The organism is Candidatus Liberibacter americanus str. Sao Paulo, assembly GCF_000496595.1.
In the GTDB taxonomy this organism is placed as follows: Bacteria; Pseudomonadota; Alphaproteobacteria; order Rhizobiales; family Rhizobiaceae; genus Liberibacter; species Liberibacter americanus.
Map to the genome: position 1 here is coordinate 113995 of NC_022793.1, position 25487 is coordinate 139481.

The window sequence follows — 25487 nt, forward strand, 5'->3', positions numbered from 1 at the left end:
AAAATGCTTGATGTTCTCAAAGGTAAACGCGGATTAATTATGGGAGTTGCAAATGACCATTCCATAGCGTGGGGAATATCAAGATCATTAGCATCCGCAGGAGCTCAACTAGCATTTTCTTATCAGGGAGAAGCAATTGGCAAGAGATTAAAGCCTCTAGCAGCAGAAATAAACTCTGATTTTATGATCCCTTGTAATGTTGAAGATTTAAATTCTATAGATTTACTATTCGATAATATCAAAGATCGATGGGGATCTATCGATTTTTTAGTTCATTCCATAGGCTTTTCTGATAAAAATGAATTAAAAGGCTATTATGCGGATACAAGCCGCGATAATTTTAGTCGAACAATGCTTATATCATGCTTTTCCTTCACTGAGGCTGCAAAAAGAGCTGCAAAAATTATGCCTAATGGAGGATCAATGTTAACACTTACTTATGGAGGATCACGAAAGGTAGTGCCTACCTATAATGTAATGGGCGTTGCTAAAGCAGCGCTTGAAGCATCTGTAATCTATTTAGCAGCAGATTATGGGCATAATAATATTCGAGTTAATGCAATCTCTGCTGGTCCTGTTCGTACTTTAGCAGGAGCGAGTATTTCAAATGGAAGAGGCATATCTTCTTGGAGCAAGGCTAATTCGCCTCTTAAACGATCGGTACCTCTTGATGATATAGGTAATTCGGCTATTTACCTGTTATCTCATATGTCTAATAGTGTAACAGGCGAAATTCACTATGTTGATTGTGGTTACAATATAACATACATGCCAAGACATGATTGCAAAATGAACGACTGATATCAAAACATTTTAATATATGCAAGTTGGTGATGATTATTCATACTTAAAATATTATTATAATATTAGTTTTTCGCTTCGAGTTAAATAGATTATAAAAATGTAGTTTTAAAAATAATATTGTAGCCAATCATAAAAATTAATTTATAACTATTTCAAAAAGTAAGATATTATTACAATAACAAATATTTTCTTTTCATTATATAATTAATTATAAGTACTAATATGTATAGTATAAAATAATAACTAATTTGTATTATTAAATAAATAAAAATACATAATATTGATTTTTTATTCATATTTAATGCTAATAATAGAATAGAAATAGTTTTATTAATCTGTATATTAAAAAATGTGCAAAAACAATTAAAAAATTAACTTTTTCTTAACTATGTCTAGAAGACAATAATAGAATTGTAGGATTATATCTCAATTACTACCTTAATATAATATAAAGAGCGTAATAGAATACAATGAGTGTATTACAACAAAAAAAACTTCATTCTGGTTACGATGCATCCTCTCATAATGCAAGTGATAGGAATGCGTATGGAATCGACGATATTAAGCGTATTAATACTTTGATTCAGCAAATTGAAAGTAGAGATTTAAGCCATAATCAAATGGAAAAATTGCGCGTTTTATTTTCATCATTGAAAAAAATTTCCAATCATAATACACAAGTAGACAATCAAAAATCAACTATTCCTCATCAAAAAAACAACTCTTTAACCCAAAACCAAGAATTAAATGATATTAAAGAAAAAATTGAGGATTTAAGTAAAAATCTATATAATGATCAAGATAATAGTAACGCCATTATTGGAAAAAAAATTTCACAAGAACCGTCAAATTCAGATCAGAAAAATCTACATATAAAAAATGATTTAGATGTCTTACATCATAACATAGCCAATTTATCTAAAAAAGTTTCTGAACTATGCGATATTATATCTTCATCAGAAAAGCAATGCTCAGATACCAATCTTGATAAAATACTATCGAAAATGGACACCCTTGCAAAGGAGTATTCTATTAGAAATCTTGAGAATAATTGGCAAGTAGCTGAAAAACAATTTAAAGAATTGGATTTAAAAAATCTTCATCAGAAAATAAAATCCTTTTCATCAAAGATAGATGACGTAAAATACGATTTGAATAAAAAAAATATTGTTTTCAACGGAGAAAATCCAAATGAAAAAGTGTTATCAATTTTGGATAATACTAATAGTCTTCTTTCCTTGCTTCAATCACTTAACGATAGAATTTCATCTAAAAAAGTCTACACTATAGATGTAAAGCTTTCAGATATAAAAGCGGCTATTGCAAAAAATGAACGTGTTATAGAATCGTCTACCAATAATCTTAGTAGCATATTTGAGGAACGTTTAAAAACTATAGAAAAACAAGTCCTAAATATACAGAATGATATTCTATCTCAAAAAGAACCTGCTGAGAAAAGTTTACAATCAATTAAGATGTTGGATAAAAACATACAAAAATTAGCAGAAGATCAATCTATTAAAAAAGATAGTGATCTATTAACCGAAATATTCAATAAAGTTAGTTCTATAGCTCAGATTGCAGATAATCAGGGAATTTCTAAAAAACTAGATACCATCTTACAAAATATAAATCTATTCTCAAAACATAATAATCAGTTCGATGTAAAGAAATCTTTTCAGCTTTTAGAAGATAATTTTAAAAATATAAGCCTACAATTTGAGAAAAAACAAAAAAATACTGAAAACGATACTTTGTTAGATAATCTAAAAAATCAGATTGCTAGCGTCAAAGATATGATAAAAAATCAAATAGATAGCAATAACTTGTATCAAACAGATAAAAATAAAATCGGAAATTTAGAAGATTATATTGTAGAAACATCTCAAAAAACAGCAAAATCAATTCTAAATTCGCTAGATAATACACAAAATATGGATAATATTTTCACTAATAAATTTCATGAATTCTTTGAGAAATTACAAAACACTCAATCAGAACAGATGATAAAGAATTTTACAGCACTCTATGAAATGTTAGCAAAAATTTCCAATAAATTAGACAAATCTATAAAAAACAACAATTCTATATCTGTAGCAGCTAATGCTTCCACTTTATTGCAAAACAGTTCCGAAATTGAAAGATCAGATTTTGATTCAAATCTAAGGGAAATAGATTCGTTTGTTGAAAACAAAAATAACGAATATCATGATGTTTTAAATGCCGCATCTGATCAACTAGATGATAGCACAGAAAAAAATGATAAATCTATTAAAAATATAAAATCGCAAGAAACAGATAATGATATTCCTCATAACATACAGCAGATATTAAATAGAGTATATTCTATACAAAATGGAGTAAAGGAAGACTGTAACACAATCCCCGACTATATATCTGCCGCAAGACGCGCAGCATTATCATCTGTAATTGGTAATAATACAATACAAAAACAAGGATGGAAATTTATAAAAAATTATTCGTTAAAAAAATGGTTTAAAATAACAATAATAATAGCAATATTAATTACATCTTCTTTTTTTATCGCTCCTTATGTGTCAGAAAATAATTTTTTCGCTACTTTAGAAGCTAAATCAGGAGATTTAATCTAATAAAAGAAAATTGAACGATTTAATTCAACTCAATTAATAGTTAATATATTTTCTTTATACTATAATTGACAATACATTTTAGATGCTAATTGTAAATAATTAACTTATGTATAGCAGAAATAGAAGTTGTGATTTAAAAAAATCAAGGAATATTTTTTTACGAACTATTAAAATATTATCCGCTAGATCTATCATAGGAAGGATGAAGGATGTTAAATAATTTTTAGATTATGCACCAATTCGTTAACAGGTATATCATCTAAAATACCTACAACCGCAATAGTAGGATTACTATTAAATATTTTTCCTGATATTGAAACAATATCTTCACATGTAATCGTAGATATTGCATTACTTATTTCTTCGCTACAAAGGACATTTCCAAAAAACATTACTTGTTTAGCAATTTCTGAAGCACGGAATTCAGAATCTTCTCTATTCATAATCAATTGCGCGCGTATTTTTGCGCATACCTTATCTATTTCACTTTGCTCTATGTTACTTAACAAGGAACGCATAACTTCAGCAGTAGAATAGACTAGCTCTATGAGATTATCTTTTGATGTAGCAGCAGCAATCCCGAAAATCCCATTATCAGAAAGACTGTTGTGATATGCTGATATTGAATAGCATAATCCTTGCTTTTCTCTAATCTCCTGGAAAAGCCTTGATGACATTCCACCTCCAAGAATAGATGAAATTATCTTTGTAGGATAAAAATCACGAGATTGATACGCACATCCCTTGAACCCTATAGCTAAGTGATTCTCTGTTAAATCTCGTTTTTTAATATATTCCCCTCCTAAATAAACAGCTGGAGTTGTTATACTGCCTTCTTGGTTCTTTGGATGTACATTAAAACAATTTTCAACTTTCTTAACACAAGAATCATGATCAACCGCACCAACACAAACAACATATATACGATCAGCAGTATAGTTACGAGAAATATAAGATCTTATTTTTTCTGCTGAAAAAGATGATACAGTTTCTCTAGTTCCTAAAATTGTTCTTCCTACAATTTGATCTTTCCAAACTGTTTCCAAAAAACGATCATAAAGGAAACTCCAAGGATTATCTTCTGACATCCCAATTTCCTCTAATACAACATTTATCTCACGCTCTATATCTGATCGATTAAAGGAAGAATTACTTAACATATCACCTAAAACATCAAGAGCTAATGAAACATTTTCCTCTAAGACATGAACATGGTAAGCAGTTCGCTCAACAGAAGTATAAGCATTAATATCACCACCTACTTTTTCAATTTCTTCTACAATATCTTTTGATGTACGCAGAGATGTTCCTTTGAATAACATATGTTCAAGAAAATGAGCCATTCCATGCTCTTCTTCTCTTTCATCTCGAGATCCAGCTTTTATATTTAATCCAACAAATGCACTTTTAACATGAGGCATTACCTCGGTTATTACGGTAATCCCAGAAGAAGTTTTGCTAATTCTAAGTGTCAATTTAAATCTCCATTGTTCTTGAGCGTTATAAACTTTTTGATTTCTTCTATGTCACCATGCATTACTTCAAATTTTTCAGGTTTTTTCATAGTTTCTTCTAAAAATATAGGAACATATGGAGAAAAATCCGAAGCATACTTAACGACATCCGGAAATTTTGCAGGATGCGCTGTAGCGAGTGTTATCATAGGAACAGGTGTATTTCTACATGCTAAAGCTGCGTTTATCCCAATTGCTGTATGTGGATCAACAAGATAATTAGATTTTTCTAAAACATATCTAATTACATTATTTATATCACTTGTAGAAGATCTTTTAGCAAAAAAAACTCGACTTATTTTCTGTAAATGTTCCGGAGAAATTTGAAAATATTTCTTACTTTCCAAAGAATCCATTGAATCTTTCACAATCATAGGATCCCTACCACTGATTTCAAATAATAATCTTTCAAAGTTAGACGATACTTGTATATCCATTGCAGGCGAAGTAGTGCGCTTCACCTTCTCTGGTTTATATAGGCCTTTATCAAACATACGCACAAGTGTATCATTATCATTCGTAGCTATAACTAATTTTTCTATAGGAAGGCCCATAACTTTAGCTGAATATCCTGCAAAAATATCACCAAAATTACCTGTAGGTACACTAAAAGATACCTTACGATCTGGTGCACCTATAGCAATAGCGGAAACAAAATAATAAACAATTTGTGCCATAATTCTAGCCCAATTTATGGAATTAATTCCTGATAAATTAATACTATTACGAAAATAAACATCTGCAAAAAGATCTTTTACTAATTTTTGACAATTATCAAAACTACCATCTACAGCAATAATATGAATATTAGATGCAGTAGAAGTGGTCATTTGCTTTTGCTGAACAAGAGAAATCCTATCTTTCGGAAATAGAATGAAAGTGTTTATTCGCTTTCGATCTGATAAAGCGTTTACTGCTGCCGCACCAGTATCTCCAGAAGTAGCGCCAACTATTGTGATGTATTGATCCCTTTCTTCTAAAATATGATCTATTAATCCTGCAATTAACTGCATAGCGATATCTTTAAAAGACAAAGTAGGACCATGAAATAACTCAAGTAAAAAATTATTATGATCTAATTGAATAAGTGGGGTAATAGCACAATGCCGGAAACCACTGTATGCTTTATTGATTATTGTCTTAATATCGTTGAGTCGAATTTCTTCGCCGATAAAAGGTCTGATTACATGTAGTGCTATCTCTTCATAACTTAAACCTCGCAATGATCTAATATCTTGTTCTGAAAAATAAGGATTATATTTTGGCATATACAATCCACCATCTTCCGCTAATCCAGAAAGAATTGTATCACAAAAACCAAGGCTAAGATTAGAATTTCTAGTCGAAATATATTTCATAAAAATATCTTCCTAAAAATATTAATTATAATCAAATAAAATCTTTCCTTTAACAAACAAATGTCAATATAAACATAATGTATTAACTTCTTAGCCTCTGCATAATTGCATAAATTAATTTTACTTATAAATTAGTAAAAAGCAGATAAAAAATTATAAATCATTTCAGAATATATTATCCCAGCAATTATAATAAGTAAATTTTAAAAAATTATCGATATATCTCAAAGAAAATTCGATAAAAATGATTTAATTTAATATTTTATAAACCAACTTCGGTAACCATGTTGATTAATCCATTATAAGTATTAAACAAGGATACGAAGTGAGCCTTATGAATAAAAACAGCTGTTCTATTGTTAATGAAAATGATGATTCTATATCTTTATGGAAAGATCAAATAATTAAAGGAAATAGCATATTAACTCTAGAAAAATTGCCTGAAAAATCCGTAGATATAATATTCGCAGATCCCCCTTATAATCTTCAGCTAAGTGGAAAATTGCATCGACCTGATAATTCTGTGGTAAAAGCCGTAAATGATCATTGGGATAAATTCCCTTCATTTGAAGCTTATGATTCTTTTACACGTTCTTGGCTATTGGCTTGTCGTCGCGTACTAAAACCTAATGGAACATTATGGGTAATAGGATCTTATCATAATATTTATCGTATCGGAACAATGTTACAAAATCTAAATTTTTGGATACTAAATGATGTGATATGGCATAAATCAAACCCAATGCCAAATTTTAGAGGACGCCGATTCCAAAATGCCCACGAAACCTTAATCTGGGCATCTCCATCACCTAAATCCAAGGGATATACTTTTAATTATGATTCATTAAAGGCAGCGAATGAAGATGTTCAAATGCGATCTGACTGGACATTTCCTATATGCTCTGGATCAGAGCGTTTGCGCAATAAAGATGGCCATAAGTTACATAGCACTCAAAAACCAGAAGCTCTATTATCACGAATTATTACCTCCTCTACAAAGCCTGGAGATTTAATATTGGATCCATTTTTTGGATCGGGAACAACTGGAGCAGTTGCAAAAAAACTCGGTAGGCACTTTATAGGCATAGAAATTTCACAAGATTACATTGACATTGCAACCAAGCGTATTGCATCTGTAAAACCCTTAGAAAATGTTGAATTAACTATTATGCAAAGCAAAAAATCAGAACCTCGTGTTGCTTTTAATATTCTCGTAGAGAGAGAATTAATAAAACCTGGACAAGCGCTAACTGACAATAAAAGAAGTGTAACTGCCATTGTACAAGTTGATGGAACTTTATCATATAAGGGAACATCAGGATCAATTCACCGTATTGGTGCTAAAATAAGCGGTTCAGAAACTTGCAATGGATGGAATTTTTGGCATTTTGAAAAATATGGTAAATTATATTCAATTGATGTATTGCGATCTTTGGTGCGCAAAGAACTAATTTCATAGATAATAGTACAATTATATTTATGGTAAAATATATATGACGTATATAAAAATATTTAAATAGCATAACATAGATTTTACGTATGCTTTATAAAATTTAATTCATTATATCTAATTGTATTAGAATAAAATACATCTTTTAAAAATAATATGTTAATTAATAACAATTACTTAGATTATATTGAAGTTTCATCATAACATTATTGCCAACCAAAAAAGATCCTTAATTTTACTATATTTGGCAAAATATATAGAATCAAAAGGAAATCTTTCTCATAAATAATATTTTATATAATAAATATATTAAATATTTTATCGTGAAATAACCTGTCTTAGATGATTTAGAACCTCCTATATAATGCATGATTATTTGCTTATAAAATAATTACTATATGTTTTTCCTATAAAATATCTATATAAAAAACAATCTAAACAATATATTTTTATAAAAAATCAATTTATTATATTATATCATTCTAGAAAAAGGACATAAAATGATAAATAAGCGTCGAAGAGCATTAAGATACGGGTTTTTTGCCGAAATTTGTTCCGCTATTTACTTGATAATAAAAGGATGGAAAATTATGGCATTACGCCATCGCAATCATTTTGGAGAGATTGATATCATAGCTATGCGCATGAATATCGTTATTTTTGTTGAGGTAAAAGCAAGAAAGACTGTCGAAGAAGCAATTGTTTCTGTCTCAGATAAAAGTCAAAAACGCATTAAGAACGCTAGCAAAAACTGGATAGCAAAACAAATAAATAGCAATAAATTTTCGTATAGATACGATCTAATAGCAATAATTCCTTGGAGATTACCAAAACATTTCACTAATGCCTTTTAATTATTGTAATAATATATTTCTTTATGATCATAATCCTTAATTAGCAGTATTTACTGACAAGAAATAAAAAAAATGTTTTTATATATATAAATAAAGTACTATTAAGAATAAAATACATGGAAAAGTAATAATGAAAGATCAAATTAGAAAAGAAGATATTTCCAACTTATCTTTTGAAAAAGCTGTATCTGAGCTTGAAGGCATCGTCACCATACTTGAACGTGGAGATGTAACACTAGAAGATTCTATTTCAATCTATGAACGTGGAGCAGCTTTAAAACAGCACTGTGACACCTTACTATCCTCAGCAGAAAATAGAATAGAACAAATAAAACTAAATTGTGACAACGATATACAAGGCGTTGAACCTTTTGATAAAAATACGGATTAAAATAATAAAGTTTACTATATTAATTTAAACAATCATCTAAATCAAAGCACCTAATAAAATATAGCTAATAAATGAAAAATACTGATTATATAGATAATTAATTTTTAACGATTATTAATCTCTTTGAATAACTTTAATACAGCATTTGAAGACATAGGAGAACCGTAATTATAGTTCTGAGCATAATTACATCCTATTTTTGAAAGTTCCCGTTTATCTATTTCATTGCAAAAATCTTTTGCAATTATATTTACTCCTAATTTTCTTGCTATTGATATAATCGATCGCAAAATAGAAATACGTTTTTCTGTAGAACCAGTTACTATAGATCCGTTTATCTTCAGAAAATCAAATGGTATTTGATTAAGATATGATAACAATGGTAATTTTGTTCCAAAATTATTAATAGTTAAACCCACCCCTATTTTTTGTAACCTTCCAAATAATAGCATGATCTTTTCAGGATTATTCATTAAAATTGATTCAGAAAATTCTAATCTTAGGATATTAGGAGAACAAATAGTCTTGGAAATGAATGCCTGTATATCTGCGCATAGTTCACTGTTAAGAAGATATTCACTGGAAATATTAATAGATATAAAAAAAGGTATCACTCTCATATTATCGCGCCAATTAATAACATCTATAGAAATACTCTCCAATATAGATAAATTTAACTGATTTATCATATCTGATTCTTCGGCAATTGATACTAATTCCGAATATGAAATATTGCGAAAATTAGACTGATTTAATATCGTAATAGCCTCAAACCCAATAATTTTAGAATCTGCTAATCTAATTATAGGCTGATAAGCAATACATAATGAAGAATTATCTATTGCATGGCATAAAGCCTCTTTTATTTGCGACTTATTTTTATCAATCAATCCAAAAGATGATCTAAATATTTCTATACGATTGCCCCCTGCAAGCTTAGCACGTGACATCGCTATCTCAGCACCTTTTAACATTTCAGTAGCAGTTAATTGAGGATCTTTATATATAGTAAGACCGATAGATGCATTTATAATTAACTCACGATTGAATAAATGAATAGGAGCCTCTATAGATTTATTAATAGTAGACGTAAATTCAGATATCTTTTTAACATTCTTTTCAGATGTAAGAATGATACCAAAACGATTAACAGAAAGACGAGCTAATGTATCTTGTGGTTGCAATAACATGCGAATTCGCCTAGTTAAAGCAACTATAATATTATCACCAATCGCAATACCAAATGTATTAATGATATGCTGATACTTATCAATATCTATAACTATTATATTAGGACACAAGTTATCATCATATAATGATAAACTAAGGATTGTAGTGAGACGATCAATAAAAGACTGCCTATTAGGCAGGCCTGTTAAATTATCTTTGAAAGAATCACATAACAAACGTTCTATTGAATTCTTTTCTTCGGTGATATCACTAGCAACTCCAACACAACGTAAAATTTCTCCATTTGCGTTTAAAACAGGTAAAACTTTAATAACTATCCATCGAAGCAGCCTATCATTTGCACGAATTCTAAATTCATGTTTCAACTTGCCACGCTTACATGATAAAAAACTATCAAATATAGCTCTAAAACCATCTTGATCATCTGGATAAACATAAGTAAGCCAATTATGAATAGAACCCTGCATTGAACCAGGAGAAAAGCCAAATATTGCGGAAATATCTGGTGTGGTTGTTACTCTATCTAGGATCGCATCCCAGCTCCATAAAAAATCTCTCGGATCCAAAACCGATAAAGATTGGCTTACCATATCTGAAGAAGATCCTTGGGCAAGTATACTCCCAGACATAACATGCTGTGTCATCATTAAGCCTATCAAAAGAACGATTACTACTAAACCACCACTTAGCGCTGGCTGTATAATATCGTTATCTAGCCGACTAGTTATAGCCATCCACGCCCCGATAGACCATATAAGGATAAATAGACAAGTTGGAATCAATGTGATTACACGACCGTATATATTATTTCCAAGATAAAAAAGAAGAAATATTCCACAAAATGAAAGACGAGCAATACCAGAAGCTATTGATGGATTATAAAAAGATATAAAAAATAACATTACAAGCCATATTATAAAACCAAACCTCATATATCTTAAATTAATAGGCCAACTATTCAGATCAATGTACATAAATAGAAAAACGATCAATGAAGAAGATAAAGAAACTTCAGCACAAGCTCTCCAAATTGGCAAATCTCCTGGAGAAATATCCATAAACTTAGAAATAAATCCAAAGTCAATGCAAATATATCCGAAAACTATCCATGATAGTGCGGCAGAAGCAATCAACATAGAGCTTCCATTAACCATAAAAATAACAGTTAAAAAAATAGCTAATAGCCCAGATATACCTAGTACAATTCCATGGTATAGAGTAAAAGAATTGACGGTATCTTTGTAAAAATTTGGCTCCCAAAGATATATCTGAAGTAAATTTGGAACAGTTAATTCCATAACAAAAGTTACTATAGCACCTGGGTTAATAGTGATACGAAATATATCAGAATCAGGGCTTGGCAAACGATCTAACGAAAATCCTTCTGACGGAGTAACAGAAATAATACGCTTAGATCCAAGATCAGGCCAAAAAAAATTTGATCCAACAAGACGATAATGCGGAACAACAATCAAACGCTCAAGCTGAATATCAGACGTATTAGCCAATGCAAACACAGCCCAATCACCTCTGTGATCAATGCTAGATGAGCGCACTTCAATACGACGAATAATTCCATCTATATCAGCTGCTGTATATACTTGGAAATCTTCTCCTCGATTAGAGTAAACATCCGTTGCATGAGTTAAATCCAATACATTATCACTGGAGGAAAGATTAATAGGTTCAATAGCAAAAGATGGAGATGTCATCCAAAGGAATAATAGTGCTAAAATTGTGACATGCTTTTTCAAAATAAATTCCTAAAATATTGCTTGAAAAACATATAATATCTCACATAAATTAAAGATAATTAGTATCAAGATTAGAAATAAACAATTTCAGATATTATATACTAATACTATCCCTAACTTTATTAACTATATATTAGCCTATAAATCTTCGATAATTTACATTGCCTTTATTGGAAATATACAACGCATAATATCTTATAAACAACAGTTAACAACAGATACCCACCACTATATATAGATAATAAAAACAGATAATTTTAAAAACATAAATAATATGACATTATCATAGACAAATGAGCATTCCATCTATCATATAATTAAACTTCTTTATAACATTCTATAACTAAGAAATAAGTAGTCTCTTGCAATAACAAGCTGCTAAATACAAAGCAATGTCATATTCCATATAAATCAATAAAGAAGAGATCAATAAAATATATATTTAACACTAAAATAAATTGTGGGATGATCTAGTCTTGCCTTTTAAAAGCGCCACTAAACTTATCAAAAACACAATAAAATCAATGAGTTATAATTTTAATGGTGCCCAGAGCAGGAATCGAACCAGCGACACACGGATTTTCAGTCCGTTGCTCTACCAACTGAGCTATCTGGGCATACAAAGCAAATTCATGAAGAATACATCTAACATAATATGTTTTTCATTTCTATCAATAAAATACATATCATGCCAAGATAAAAATAATTTTAGAACATAATAATCAATTAACTAAACTTTTCAACTATCTTCACAAATATCCTCATCAGCAGAATCAATCACTTCACCAGCTATCTTGTATTCATCAGAAAGCCATCTAGAAAGGTCAATTGAACGACATCGTAAAGAGCAAAATGGGTAAAAATCAACAGCAGAACTGCTCCCACATTCAGGACAAATATTATTCAATAAACTAATCCTCAATCTTTATTTAGAAACACGGATATATTATTAAAATTACATTTGAGAAACAGCAAAAACACATATCAATAAATGCGCTTAAAAAGGTTTAACCAAAAAAATTAAAATGGAAATATAAACGCATAATAATAAATGCTATACATCGCTATTTGATACCTGTCTAAACCTATAAGTGAGACGAGCTCTTTTCATATCATATCCATTCATCTCCACTTTTACTTTATCCCCGCTTAATATATGAATTCTGTTTTTCCTCACGCGACCAGCAGCATATGCAATAACTACAGAATCAATGAAAGGAAGGAGATCTTTAGCATCATAACGACCTTCATCATCATCTGCAACCTCAATTAACCTTACACGAAAACGGGCATCGGGCAATAATGCAGAAACAATACCAATAAACTTAAAAACCTGTTCTTTAGGCATATTAGACAACTATCCTATATAAAAACGATCAAAAAACCCTACAGCACTTCAAACTGTACACAAACTATTGCCAAAATAAAACTCTATGCAATAATTAAAATATTTTTCCAAACTAGCTCAATATTCAGCATATACTTTATATCTATAAAAACAAACACTTTAATATCATTTAATAAAAGAGATAATATTAATTAATATAAATTACATTATAAAAATTACATACTCCAAATATAATTATAACATATGATACAAGCACTATATTTTAAAAACACAAGACGATAAGTACAAATATTATGAATAATATTTGTACTTAACAACTAAATACATACACTTTTCGATCTATGTAATACAAAATCACTTTTAAATTATAAAGTGATTGGTACCAATAAATAAAATTATATCTTATAATTGATTAATGAACGATATTCATAGGATCCATCGGCATCATATTATTATTAAGGTGATACATAATCCAAAGCGAACCAAAAAAACAGATGCAAACTATAATAAATGTAAAAATCATTGCAATAAAATTCCACCCATCTTCACTTTTCAGATTGATGTGTAAAAAATATACTAAATGAACAAATATTTGAGCAAGTGCACATAAAACGATTATAAAAATCTTTATCTGCTGATTTTGCAAAAAATCTAATATTACTAAATAAAAAGGAATCACAGTCAAAAACGCAGAAAATATAAATCCAATCACACCATCTCTCAATGAACCATGATAATATATTTTTGTATTATGATTATTATTCACCTTATCTATCCTTACCTATCAATATACAGAGATAATATCAAACAACTCCAAAAAGATATACAAAAGAAAAAACACATATCCAGATTAAATCTAAAAAATGCCAAAACATTGATAAGCAGATCAAACGGCGATTATTATCAGATATTAATCCATACTTTAAAATCTGCACAACTAAAACAAAAATCCACAAAATTCCGAATAATACGTGAATACCATGTAGACCAACCAATGCAAAAAAAGAAGACAAAAAAGCAGAATGTTGTGGATTAGCCCCTATATGAAACAAGTGCGAAAACTCACGAAACTCCATTAAAACAAAAATAATGCCTAAAAATGAAGTAGTAAGAAGCCACATGATTGTTATATTCTTCCAAAGTTTTTTGGAAGATAACATTGCAAAACTATACGTAAGAGATGAAAACAATAAAACAAAAGTAGAAATCAATATGCTTCCAATATCGAAAACATCAATTGGAGCTATACCCGCAGCATAACTATTACCGAGAACGGCATAAGTAACGAAAAAAACCGCAAATATCAGACAGTCACTCATCAGATATATCCAAAAACCAAGCAAAGTTCCATCTTGATGATCAGAATATGCAGATTTTTCATCTTTTACATAAAAAACAGGTAACTCTTTATTTTTTAAAACATCTTGAGTGCTCATTTTAACAATTTCCCTCGCATTGATAAAATTCGAGACTGTCTACATAACTCTTCAGAAGAAGCTATGCTTTCTGCAGAAATTTCATGCCCATTACTATAATTAAAAGTATGAAAAATCACATATGATACAATTGATACAAAAGAAGTAATCGCTAACCACCAAATATACCATATCATAGAAAATGCAAATACAACACTTATGCCTGATAAAATTATACCTGTAGAAGTATTATCTGGCATATGAATCGGCAAAAAGCCTTTATTGGGAGGTATATATCCTCGTTCTTTCATATCATTCCAAGCATCTATTTCATGCACCATAGGCGTGAAAGCAAAATTATATTCTGGAGGAGGAGAAGGTATAGACCACTCCAAGGTACGGCCATGCCAAGGATCACCATCATTATTTTTCAGATTATCTCTATTTAAAAAAGCAACGATAAATGACCATACAAAAGAAGCTATACCGATAGCTATAAGAATAGATCCAGCAAATGCTACAATATAATAGGCATGCAAAGAAGTATCCTCATACTGACTAATGCGACGAGGAACTGCTTTGAACCCTAATAGATAAAGTGGCATAAATGCCAAATAAAAACCGATAAACCAGCTCCAGAAAGAAACCTTCCCCCAAAAACGATCCATCATATATCCAAAAGCTTTAGGGAACCAGTAAACTATGCCTGCAAACAAACCAAAGACAACACCACCAATTATGGTGTTATGGAAATGAGCAATTACGAACAATGAATTATGTAATACAAAATTTACAGAAGGAATAGAAAGCAATACTCCTGTCATACCGCCTATTAAAAAAGTAACCATAAAACCCAAAGTCCAAATCATAGGCACCTCAAAACGAATACGACCAAGACGCATCGTGAACAACCAATTAAACATTTTTGCACCAGTAGGAATCGCAATAATCATCGTCATAATGCCAAAAAAAGCATTTACATTGGCACCCGATCCCATAGTAAAAAAATGATGTAGCCAAACAGTATATGATAAAACAGTTATAACTATAGTAGCATAAACCATAGACTTATAACCAAAGAGACGCTTACTTGAAAATGTTGCTACAACTTCAGAAAAAATCCCAAAAGCCGGCAACACAAGTATGTATACTTCTGGATGCCCCCAAATCCAAAATAAATTAGCGTACATCATCTGATTGCCGCCAAAATCATTAGTAAAAAAATGCGATCCTATATAACGATCGAGAGTAAGCAAAAAAAGCGTAGCAGTTAAAATAGGGAAAGCAGCTATAATCATTGTGTTAGTACAAAGAGCCGTCCATACAAATATCGGCATTTTCATCATAGTCATACCTGGACAACGCATCTTTATAATAGTAACAAATAAATTTATGCCAGATAAAGTAGTACCAATACCTGCAACCTGTAATCCCCAAATATAATAATCAACTCCTACTCCGGGAGAATAATGTATACCAGATAATGGAGGAAGAGCTTCCCATCCTGTAGCGGCAAATTCGCCTATAAACAAGGAAAGCATCATTATAACTGCGCCTGCAACAGTCATCCAAAATGAAAAATTATTTAAAAAAGGGAAAGAAACATCACGAGCCCCTATCTGCAAAGGAACTATAAAATTCATAATACCAGTGATCATAGGCATAGCAACAAAAAATATCATTATCACACCATGAGCTGTAAACACTTGATCATAGTGATGGGAATTAAGATATCCTGGCCCACCTCCTGATGCCATTAACTGTTGAAGACGCATCATAAGAGCATCTGAAAAACCACGTACAAGCATTATCAAAGAAAGGATTATATACATAATCCCTATTTTCTTGTGATCAACGCTAGTAAACCACTCTTTCCATAAATAACTCCAAAGCTTATAACGCGTAATCAAATAAAGCGTTAGCATTCCTATTAACGAAACCACGCAAAACGTCCCTAACACTATAGGCTCATTATATGGGAATGAATCAATCGTCAAACGACCAAACAAAATTTTCTGGAAATCAATATCTTGCGGCATTAATTATCACTCCTAAGACAGCAAAAAATCGCTTATCGAAACACAAAGACTAATTTCAATACTGCAACTATTTTTTGTTAATTAACTCTTCATTAAAATTAATATTCATAACAAATAATCTAATGACGATAGTAATCAATACTATAACGAGAAACTCCATTAATGCCGCCTCCCCCTAAAGCATCAATTTTCATAATCTGATCCATGCATATTTTATCATGACGGAAACAAAGATTAAGAACAGATTTATATAAACCAGATTTTACAGATGAAAAATATATAACAGGATCGTTTTCCGACGGCTTCTCTAATAAAAGATACCTTTTATAATCAAGATTATCTCCTTGACTACGAATCATCGTGATCCAATCATCAAATCCACTTTGTGATTTCCCATAAAATTTAAAGCGCATATGAGAAAAACCTCTTCCCGAATAATTAGCCGAAAATCCACTACATGACGCTTCCTGGTTAATAACAGCGTGCAATTTAGTTTCCATCCCTGCCATAGAATAAATTTGCCCAGCCAAACAAGGAATATAAAATGAATTCATAACAGAAGTTGAAGTTATTTTAAACTGCAAAGGACGATTCACTGGAACAACTAATTCGTTAACAACTGCAATTTTTTGTTCTGGGAATAAAAAAAGCCACTTCCAATCAAGCGCGACAACTTCTATAACTAGCGGTTTTATGCCTTCTGGTACTGCTTGTGTTTCGCTAATTTTTTTTAATGGAACGTATGGATCGAGACGATGTGTAGAATCCCAAGCAATAATCGCCAAGCAAATCACAATCAAAAGCGGAAAACCCCAAATGACTATTTCTAGTTTAGTTGAATGACACCATTCCGAATCATAAATTGCTTTCTTATTGCTTACCCGATACTTCCTAGCATAAAACAGTATAGCAACAAAAACTGGTATGACAATTAATAACATCAAAAAAACAGATACTCGGATAAGATCTGCTTGTTGAACTGCAACATAACCCTGAGGGTTCATGACGATAAAGTCACAACTGCTAATAATTAGCGTCGGGAATAAAGCAATAACATTTTTCAGATATTTACCCATATAATTTCCTTTTTATCAGCGCATCAATAAATCATCAGTCTATTATCATCAGTCTATTAAAGTATAGCTATCACATAATTTTAAAAAATATTGAATTAAAACCATCTCCCATTAAATCAATAAAAAAAAATCAAACATTCACTCTCATATAATATCAGGTAAATAATAAAAATTATACTACTTATCAATACTTAATACATAATATTTTCAAAGGATAAAACCTATTTTATATGTAACAAAAAAAAGAAATAAGAATTATGCTTGACTTTATGATAAACAATACGTACTAAATATCGGTCATATAGCAGATTTCTTCTTGTCATTTAGGCATAAGGTTATCGTTGTATCTAGAGTAGACAAAATATGGAATGAAGAAATGGCAAAAGCTGCAACCATAAAAATTAGACTTAATTCATCTGCTGGGACAGGCACTTTCTACGTAACGAAAAAGAATTCTCGAACCATGTCAGGCAAGATGATTAAAAAAAAATATGATCCAGCAATAAGAAAACATGTGGAATTTAAAGAAGGCAAGATTAGATAGAAATAAGAGCGAGATTAAGTTTGTATCTTTTATACTGTGTCGTAAACTTGTTTGCGAGGAAAACAGCTATCTTTAAAAATGCGTAATTTTTAATTCATAAATTTAATAAATGTTTGGAAACCATATATATAAGCTAGTGGTAGCATCCTAAAATGATATAATCACAAAAAATGAAGAAATTTATATTTTAGGTAATTATTATTTATCAGCCAATATCAATTTAGTACCTTATTTATAGTGTTATACTTAAATATTTAACATAATATAATAATTTTAAAAGAGAATAAACGGCTATTAAGAATGTTAATATACAGTTTACTGGATTAAAAACTTTTTTAATAAGATAATTATCTTACACAATAAGGAATAACAAATAAATATTTTATAGTTTTATTACTAAGAATAACAAACGAAATGTGATAATTTATCATTAAAAATTATATCCATATAACGGATAATAAGAACTGATATGGAAATTATATATTTTGATTACTATGGGATAAAAAGCGGGGCGATTTATACAACATTACTATTAAGCATCACCTATATAAGTTTTGATAGTTTCGATAAATTTGACAAGAGAAATAGGCTTAGAAATATACGCCTCACATCCTACATTACGAATTCTCTCCTCATCGCCTTTCATAGCGAAGGCAGTAACTGCTATAACAGGAATGTTTTGAAGATCTTTATCTGATTTAATCTGCTTTGTAATCTCTAATCCAGAAATTTCTGGCAACTGTATATCCATTATTATAAGGTCTGGCTTGCATTTTGAGATAATTTCCAAAGCCTCTACCCCACTCCTAGTTTGAATAGCTATGTATCCAGAGGCTTCGATCAAATCCCTAAATAGCTTCATATTAAGCTCATTATCCTCTATAATCATCACTTTTTTAGCCATTTAAACATTCCTGATCACAATCCTCTCAAATTGCGGATAATATAAAAAAACGCAACAAAAGAAAAATCTGCATTTATAATATTTACTATACTGTTGCCAACAATCGAAATGATGAAAATAGTGAAGCTCAATCAAAAACAAACTAAGATTTGATATGATATAAGAATAACATCAAAACTAGCCAACAAATACAATCATCTTAAGATGAGACAACAAAACCAATAATTTCGTTCCTATCACACCTATCACAAAATAATAACCACACACTAAATATCGAACTATCACAGATCTTTTCGTAATTAATATTTATTTTAAAGCATGCTATCAATAATTTTAAAAAATACACTTTCTGACATAGAGCCAACATAAAGTTTACCACCAATGAAAAAAGATGGCGTAGAGTCAACCAAAAACTTATCAGTAGCTATCTTTTTTACCTTTATAACATCATTTAATATCTCTTGGTTCTTCTTACACGCATCAAATTCATTTTTAGAAAATCCCGCTAATTTAGAGATATGAAACAAAGTTTCATTAAGGTTTTTTGATTTTAGAAAATCTTCATGATTTTTAAACATAAGAGACAATAAACCAACATAGCCACCTTTAGAACGTATTTCCGCACACCTTGCTAATATAGTTGCAACAATAGAAATATTATCAATAGGAAAACTACGAAAAATATAACGAACTTTGCCAGTTTTTATGTATTTTTCCTCAATTTTATTAAATACACCGTTATGAAAATCTGCACAATGAAAACATGTCATAGATGTATATTCAACTATCGTAACCGGAGCATCTTTTGAGCCTATCGATATTTCACTCATTTTGCCAAGAGAAGATAACAATATATCCTCTTTCACTACTCTAATAGGATTAGGTATATTGTAAGAGACAGAGGTGTCTTTTTTTGATCGAATATAGCCATAAAAAGAAGACAGTATAACTGATGCAATTAAAAAGTATCTAATTTTGACGAATCTCATATACATCTCCTACCATTTTAAAAATATACCTATATAACGTAAGTATTTTTTAATAATTTTCACTCCTCGAAAATAAACAATATATGCCTGAATTAAAGAGATGAAGATCTAAAAACAGCAAATCCAAACCTAATCAAAGCATTTTTCAAAGGCCTGTTCTCAATGCCTTCAGTTATTTTATAAATTGTTCTACTATCATCTTCCTTTAAATCAAGAATAGCACTATCTGAATTCTTTTTACTATCTACAACGCACACATTCCCCTGAATAATTTTTACTTTGTTAATAGCATTAAAACCAAAGAAATCATTCACTCTTTTAATCAATTGTGATCGATCATGCATTAAAAAAATAGCATGCGCCCCCTTGCAAACAACAACCAATGTCCCACCTATATCTTCAGAAATTCTATCTTTTGATAATGCACATCTACCACTAGGCCACATTATTTTATCAGGACTACAACTATTAGCAAGATCCTCACCTACAATTTCACTCCATGAGCTAATAAGAGAGATATCAATTCCAGCTCTACGATGTATAAAAGGATGAATTATATCACGAACAATATCAGCAAAATGAATCATTTTTATATCCCTTTTCACAACAGCGAAAAACAATCATTTAAAATCAAAGGACAAAATCAATTATAAAAACTATGAACGTAGTATTTAGATATATTACAACTACGTAATCTAGAACAATCTTGCCTTAATAAAGTGCTTTTTTCAAATTATCATGAAAACATATTGCGTCATATAATTATGTTAATAGAGTCATTTAATAGGATTATTTATTACCAATCAAAACAGTTAATTAATATATACGAAAATAGTTAACAATTACCAAAATAAAATAAATACACTAACCTTATACCTAAGGTAATACTAATAATTTGGTGATATTATAACAATTAAAATAAAAAATTCAATAAACTATCTTAACATCGATATTTATCGCATAAACAACCAAAGATACACCATCTTGCATATAACTTAACGGACGTAATCATTATCATATCACCTCCGTAACATAAAAACTAAACAATTAAAAATATTTTCTGGCAAAAACAAAGATATATCTGCTCATAATTGCAATAATATTTGATATATTCACTGCACAACTGTAAAATAACTAGACCTATCAAGAAGAAATATGGGAAAATAAAACCGATAAAACTGAAGATAATTATTGCATCTAACAAAACTGATCTCATTATAAAAATTTTAATTTCATATTTTTTTATTTCTACTAATAATTAGTAATAATTAGCAATAGTGATAATAAAATCATATAGATGCCATCTATATTCTTGTATATTCTTAAAAAGAAATTATTTTAAACACAACAAAAATGCCAAGACAAATATGACTATACATAGTTATAAGAAATATTAAAAAGATGAACAAATATTATTAGCTACAATTATTTTATAATTTATAAAAAATCAAAAAATTATCAAATATTATCACGAAAATGCTTTGATAATTTTAACCTTTGATATTGATAATTCGATCCCAAATTATCTCCATATAATCTATCTGGTTTTTCCATCATAGATTCATATTTAAGACGAGCAATAACCTGCCCATCTTCAAGAATAAACGGCAATAGAAGAGATCTAACTTCTAAAACAGCCTTTGTAACAAAGCATTCGGGAGAATGTCCAAAACCAGAATCAAAAAAACCAGCATAATGAGACCTAAACTCTCCTATTCGCGGATCGTATGGTATCATCTCAGCTGCAAATGAAGGCGGAATTCGAACCGTCTCTCGTGAAGACAATATATAAAATTCATTTGGGTCAATAAGGATTTTCTCAAGACCATGATAATGAATAACTTCCCAAAAATCGGCAATATCATACTTTCCTTTAGCATCTATATCTATAGAGGCAGTATGGCGTTTAGCTTTGTACCCTATAATGCCATCCCCTGTATTATCACTGAGATCAAGAGACAAGGATACTCCCTCATCCGAAAAATTAAAATCACCACCTACAATAAGAGGATCTTGATCATGATATGATTTTAAATCTATTTCGGAAGAAGAATTGCATTCCTGTCTAAACCTAATCTGCGATAATCTGGATCCAGAACGCACTATAATAGGGAAAGTCCTTGGTGAAACTTCTAAATAAAGATTGCCTTTGTAGCCAGCAGGTATTCTATCAAATTCCCGAGATTTATCAGCTATAACGCGGACAAATACATCTATTCTTCCAGTAGAGCTCTTAGGATTTACATAAGCTGAAATATCGTCTCTGAGACACAGAGATTCCATTAATGGGATAATATATATGCAATTTGTATTTAATGTAACACCATCAGAAAGATCGAACTCATTTAATCCAAACATCTCTATCTTATCCAATACATTATATCCATCATTTGGAAGGAAAGCAGCACGAACCTGATAACCCTTGGAAGAAAGGCGCAAATCAAGGCTAGCCGGCTGAATCTGATCAAAATCTAATGCCAATTCAGAAATAATTTCTCCTGTGTCAAATAATTTGACTATGGACTTGTCTGGCAAAATTACTTTAATCATCTATATTTAAACCTTTGTATATAAATTTGTATATAAATATGACATCTCGTAAGATAACTCTCACAAGAAAGCCAAATTTAAAAAGTAAGCAAAAAAATATTCTAAGCTCGGGAATGAAATCCTATTAATCTAAAATCTCCATGCATAAGTCTAACTTTGTATATAATTATATGATTAATAATTTCCTAAATAAAGCGAGCAAAGCAAACAGTTGACTTAAGATAAGTTCTTACCTAAGATGTCCATCTCATGGTGAGAAATTTAAGAGGGCCGCTTGCGGTATGAAGATAATTAATGAAGCGCACATATAATCCATCTAATATTGTCCGTAAAAGACGTTTTGGCTTTCTTAGTAGAATGGCTACGCGTGGAGGACGAAAAGTTATAGCTAATAGAAGATCAAAAGGTCGCAAGCGATTATCTGCTTAATATGGTTTTCATAGTTCAGCGATCAATCTTAAAATTCGTTTTTCAAGCTTTAATTGTGCAATCTAATACATTGTAGTGTAAGGATTTCATGTCCGAAATAGATATAGATCGACTTAAGAATAGAAGACAATTTTCCATGGCAAAAAATGGGATATTGTTAAGAGGTCCTTTTTTCTCTGTTGAAGTTTTTAATAGAAAAGACTACAAATTATCATCAAGAGTGGGTTTTACAGTAACTAAAAAACAAGGTGGCGCAGTTGAGCGTAATCGAATGCGCCGAAGGCTTAAAGAAGTTGTTAGGCTTCGAGCAAGAGAAGTTTTGGAGCCTGGGCATGACTATGTTATTATTGCTAGAAGAGATACACTTTTTGCAACTTTTGAAGACCTTTGTGTTAATTTCATTAAGCTGATTAATTGCAAGAAGAGAGCATATTATTCAGAGGGCAAAGCCATTTCTACTAGGAAATCATGATGGAACGAAACTGGAATTATCTTGCGGCTATCGCATTGTCAGCAGGAATTGTGTTAATTTGGCAATTTCTATACGTTAACCCCCGTATTGAGGAGATGCGTCAAATTAAGGATGCATCACAAAATAAAAGAATTAACTCCTCTTTTTCTGTTATTCCTAGTGTATTGATTGAAGATCGAAAGAAGGCTCTATCAATATCTCCAAGGGTTAACATTAACAGCCAGTTTATCGAGGGATCAATTAACTTAAAAGGGGCACAGTTAGATGATGTTAGCCTTAAAAGATATCATGTTGATGTTTCTCAGAATAGTAATATCGTAACCCTTTTAAGCCCTTCTAATTCAAAAAATGCGTATTTTGCCGAATTAGATTATATATCTGACAATAATTCTAATATCGATTTTCCAAAAGCAGATACAGTATGGAAACTTGCTTCTGGTAAGGTACTTACACCATCTACCCCAATAAAATTGACTTTTACAAATAATAATAATCTCTTATTTGAAAGGCTTATATCTCTCGATGAACACTACCTTTTTACAATAAGTGATAAGATTGTAAATAATGGCAAAACTCCTATTAGTTTTTCTTCTCGCGGGAAAATTACTCGCTTCAAAACGCAAACAGAAACGAGCTCTTTTGGATTGCAAGAAGGCTTTATAGCTGTTTTAGACGATAAATCTCTAATAGAGAAAAAATATTCTGATGTTGAAAAATCTACTGTTTCTAATTACCATAAGTCAGATAGTTGGCTGGGGATTGCAGACAAATATTGGGCATCCGCCTTCGTCCCACCTAAGAATCAATCATTTCAAAGCAACTTTGAATATATTTCTGACTTACATCCACGCTATCAAGCCGAATTCAAAACAAACGAAAAAATTTTGATGCCAGGAAATTCAAGTGAAACAAGATACTTATTGTTTGTAGGCGCTAAGGAAGTACCCACTATTAATTATTATGAAAAACAGTTTGATATTCCGCGTTTTGAAATGCTTATTGATTGGGGGTGGTTTTATTTTATAGCGAAACCAATGTTTGCCCTGATGAGTTATTTCAATAAACTTGTAGGCAATTTTGGAATCGCAATTATGCTGACAACAGTTTTCGTTAAAATTATATTTTTCCCGTTAGCAAATAAACAATACGCTTCTACAGCTAACATGAAAAAAATACAGCCAAAAGTAGAAGAATTGAAGGAAAAGTTTAAGCAATCACCGCCTCAAGAATTGCAAAAAGCAATGTTGCAACTGTATAAAACACATAAGATTAATCCACTAGCAGGATGTTGGCCTATATTATTGCAGATACCAGTGTTCTTCGCAATTTATAAGGTGATATCTATTTCTTTAGAAATGAGACATGCTCCTTTCTTTGGGTGGATTAAAGATCTAGCGGCGCCTGACCCAACAAATATTTTTAATTTATTTGGTATTTTGCCATTCGATACTCCTGGATTTATGCATATAGGTATATGGCCAATTATAATGAGCCTTTCAATGTTTGTTCAAATGAAAATGAGCCCAGCTCCTAATGATAAAGGACAAGAGATAATCCTAAATTGGATGCCATTAATATTTGTTTTCGCCCTAGCGTCTTTTCCAGCAGGATTAGTTATATATTGGTCGTGGAGTAACGTTATATCCATAATACAACAAGCATTTATTATGAAAATGTATGGTGCAAAAATAGACATCATTGATAGATTATATAATTTTTTAAAAAATATTTTTATAAATGATGTATATAAAAAGTAATAATATTATTATTTCATTATTCATAGATTATGAAAT

22 protein-coding genes and 1 tRNA gene are annotated in these 25487 nt (G+C 30.5%); 9 read left to right on the top strand and 14 right to left on the bottom strand.

Annotation, left to right across the window (positions count from 1 at the left end):
• The first annotated feature begins 3 nt into the window (after positions 1-3).
• Together fabI and LAM_RS00455 are read left to right on the top strand one after the other, a co-directional pair.
• Positions 4-801 carry an enoyl-ACP reductase FabI gene (gene fabI / locus LAM_RS00450; RefSeq protein ID WP_007556829.1) on the top strand — a complete coding sequence of 266 codons (798 nt, stop codon included), beginning with the start codon at positions 4-6 and terminating at the stop codon, positions 799-801.
• A gap of 473 nt (positions 802-1274) precedes the next feature.
• Positions 1275-3416, top strand: coding sequence for a hypothetical protein (locus tag LAM_RS00455; RefSeq protein ID WP_007556828.1), 2142 nt, complete (start codon positions 1275-1277; stop codon positions 3414-3416).
• Between the two features lie 212 nt (positions 3417-3628).
• Here LAM_RS00455 and LAM_RS00460 read toward each other — a convergent pair whose 3' ends face one another.
• Complete coding sequence (locus LAM_RS00460) at positions 3629-4891, bottom strand: M16 family metallopeptidase (RefSeq protein ID WP_007556827.1); 1263 nt, start codon at positions 4889-4891, stop codon at positions 3629-3631.
• The gene (thrC, locus tag LAM_RS00465; protein ID WP_007556826.1) at positions 4888-6288 is read right to left on the bottom strand and encodes a threonine synthase; all 1401 of its coding nucleotides are present in this window, start codon (positions 6286-6288) and stop codon (positions 4888-4890) included. Before thrC ends, LAM_RS00460 begins: the two co-directional genes overlap by 4 nt.
• A gap of 334 nt (positions 6289-6622) precedes the next feature.
• On the opposite strand from thrC, the gene LAM_RS00470 reads away from it, so the two are divergent.
• The 3 genes from LAM_RS00470 (at position 6623) to LAM_RS00480 (ending at position 8983) form a co-directional block, all read left to right on the top strand.
• Positions 6623-7747: a site-specific DNA-methyltransferase gene (locus LAM_RS00470; RefSeq protein WP_007556825.1), complete on the top strand. Its 1125-nt coding sequence runs from the start codon at positions 6623-6625 to the stop codon at positions 7745-7747.
• Positions 7748-8238: 491 nt separating this feature from the next.
• The gene (locus LAM_RS00475; protein WP_007556824.1) at positions 8239-8592 is read left to right on the top strand and encodes a YraN family protein; all 354 of its coding nucleotides are present in this window, start codon (positions 8239-8241) and stop codon (positions 8590-8592) included.
• 130 nt (positions 8593-8722) lie between these two features.
• The gene (locus LAM_RS00480; RefSeq protein WP_007556823.1) at positions 8723-8983 is read left to right on the top strand and encodes an exodeoxyribonuclease VII small subunit; all 261 of its coding nucleotides are present in this window, start codon (positions 8723-8725) and stop codon (positions 8981-8983) included.
• Between the two features lie 104 nt (positions 8984-9087).
• Here LAM_RS00480 and LAM_RS00485 read toward each other — a convergent pair whose 3' ends face one another.
• The 8 genes from LAM_RS00485 to cyoA form a co-directional block, all read right to left on the bottom strand.
• Entirely contained in the window at positions 9088-11886 is a 2799-nt protein-coding gene (locus tag LAM_RS00485; protein WP_023466142.1) for an EAL domain-containing protein, read from the bottom strand.
• 583 nt (positions 11887-12469) lie between these two features.
• Positions 12470-12545 (bottom strand) — tRNA-Phe (locus LAM_RS00490).
• 122 nt (positions 12546-12667) lie between these two features.
• Entirely contained in the window at positions 12668-12835 is a 168-nt protein-coding gene (yacG, locus tag LAM_RS00495; RefSeq protein WP_007556821.1) for a DNA gyrase inhibitor YacG, read from the bottom strand.
• A gap of 147 nt (positions 12836-12982) precedes the next feature.
• Positions 12983-13276, bottom strand: a complete 294-nt coding sequence (locus tag LAM_RS00500) for a S1 domain-containing protein (protein ID WP_007556820.1) — start codon at positions 13274-13276, stop codon at positions 12983-12985.
• A 412-nt stretch (positions 13277-13688) separates the two neighbouring features.
• On the bottom strand, positions 13689-14042 hold the full coding sequence (cyoD, locus tag LAM_RS00505; protein ID WP_007556819.1) for a cytochrome o ubiquinol oxidase subunit IV: 354 nt from the start codon (positions 14040-14042) through the stop codon (positions 13689-13691).
• A 37-nt stretch (positions 14043-14079) separates the two neighbouring features.
• Positions 14080-14712, bottom strand: a complete 633-nt coding sequence (gene cyoC, locus LAM_RS00510; RefSeq protein WP_007556818.1) for a cytochrome o ubiquinol oxidase subunit III — start codon at positions 14710-14712, stop codon at positions 14080-14082.
• Entirely contained in the window at positions 14709-16730 is a 2022-nt protein-coding gene (gene cyoB / locus LAM_RS00515) for a cytochrome o ubiquinol oxidase subunit I (protein ID WP_007556817.1), read from the bottom strand. Before cyoB ends, cyoC begins: the two co-directional genes overlap by 4 nt.
• A 119-nt stretch (positions 16731-16849) precedes the next feature.
• Positions 16850-17806 carry a ubiquinol oxidase subunit II gene (cyoA, locus tag LAM_RS00520; protein WP_007556815.1) on the bottom strand — a complete coding sequence of 319 codons (957 nt, stop codon included), beginning with the start codon at positions 17804-17806 and terminating at the stop codon, positions 16850-16852.
• Between the two features lie 376 nt (positions 17807-18182).
• Here cyoA and rpmG point away from each other — a divergent pair, with 376 nt between their 5' ends.
• Positions 18183-18350, top strand: coding sequence for a 50S ribosomal protein L33 (gene rpmG, locus LAM_RS00525; protein WP_007556814.1), 168 nt, complete (start codon positions 18183-18185; stop codon positions 18348-18350).
• Positions 18351-18882: 532 nt separating this feature from the next.
• Here the strand turns inward: rpmG and LAM_RS00530 are convergent.
• From LAM_RS00530 to LAM_RS00545, 4 genes are all read right to left on the bottom strand, one after another.
• Positions 18883-19254, bottom strand: coding sequence for a response regulator (locus tag LAM_RS00530; protein ID WP_007556813.1), 372 nt, complete (start codon positions 19252-19254; stop codon positions 18883-18885).
• Between the two features lie 311 nt (positions 19255-19565).
• The gene (locus LAM_RS00535) at positions 19566-20243 is read right to left on the bottom strand and encodes a DsbA family protein (RefSeq protein ID WP_007556812.1); all 678 of its coding nucleotides are present in this window, start codon (positions 20241-20243) and stop codon (positions 19566-19568) included.
• A gap of 92 nt (positions 20244-20335) precedes the next feature.
• On the bottom strand, positions 20336-20830 hold the full coding sequence (locus tag LAM_RS00540) for a DUF721 domain-containing protein (protein ID WP_007556811.1): 495 nt from the start codon (positions 20828-20830) through the stop codon (positions 20336-20338).
• Between the two features lie 871 nt (positions 20831-21701).
• Positions 21702-22793: a 2'-deoxycytidine 5'-triphosphate deaminase gene (locus LAM_RS00545; protein WP_007556810.1), complete on the bottom strand. Its 1092-nt coding sequence runs from the start codon at positions 22791-22793 to the stop codon at positions 21702-21704.
• A gap of 294 nt (positions 22794-23087) precedes the next feature.
• Here LAM_RS00545 and rpmH point away from each other — a divergent pair, with 294 nt between their 5' ends.
• From rpmH to yidC, 3 genes are all read left to right on the top strand, one after another.
• Positions 23088-23222: a 50S ribosomal protein L34 gene (rpmH, locus tag LAM_RS00550; protein ID WP_007556809.1), complete on the top strand. Its 135-nt coding sequence runs from the start codon at positions 23088-23090 to the stop codon at positions 23220-23222.
• 88 nt (positions 23223-23310) lie between these two features.
• On the top strand, positions 23311-23694 hold the full coding sequence (gene rnpA, locus LAM_RS00555; protein WP_007556808.1) for a ribonuclease P protein component: 384 nt from the start codon (positions 23311-23313) through the stop codon (positions 23692-23694).
• Positions 23694-25451, top strand: a complete 1758-nt coding sequence (yidC, locus tag LAM_RS00560; protein ID WP_007556807.1) for a membrane protein insertase YidC — start codon at positions 23694-23696, stop codon at positions 25449-25451. The genes rnpA and yidC overlap by 1 nt, the downstream gene beginning before the upstream one ends.
• The last annotated feature ends 36 nt before the right edge of the window (positions 25452-25487 follow it).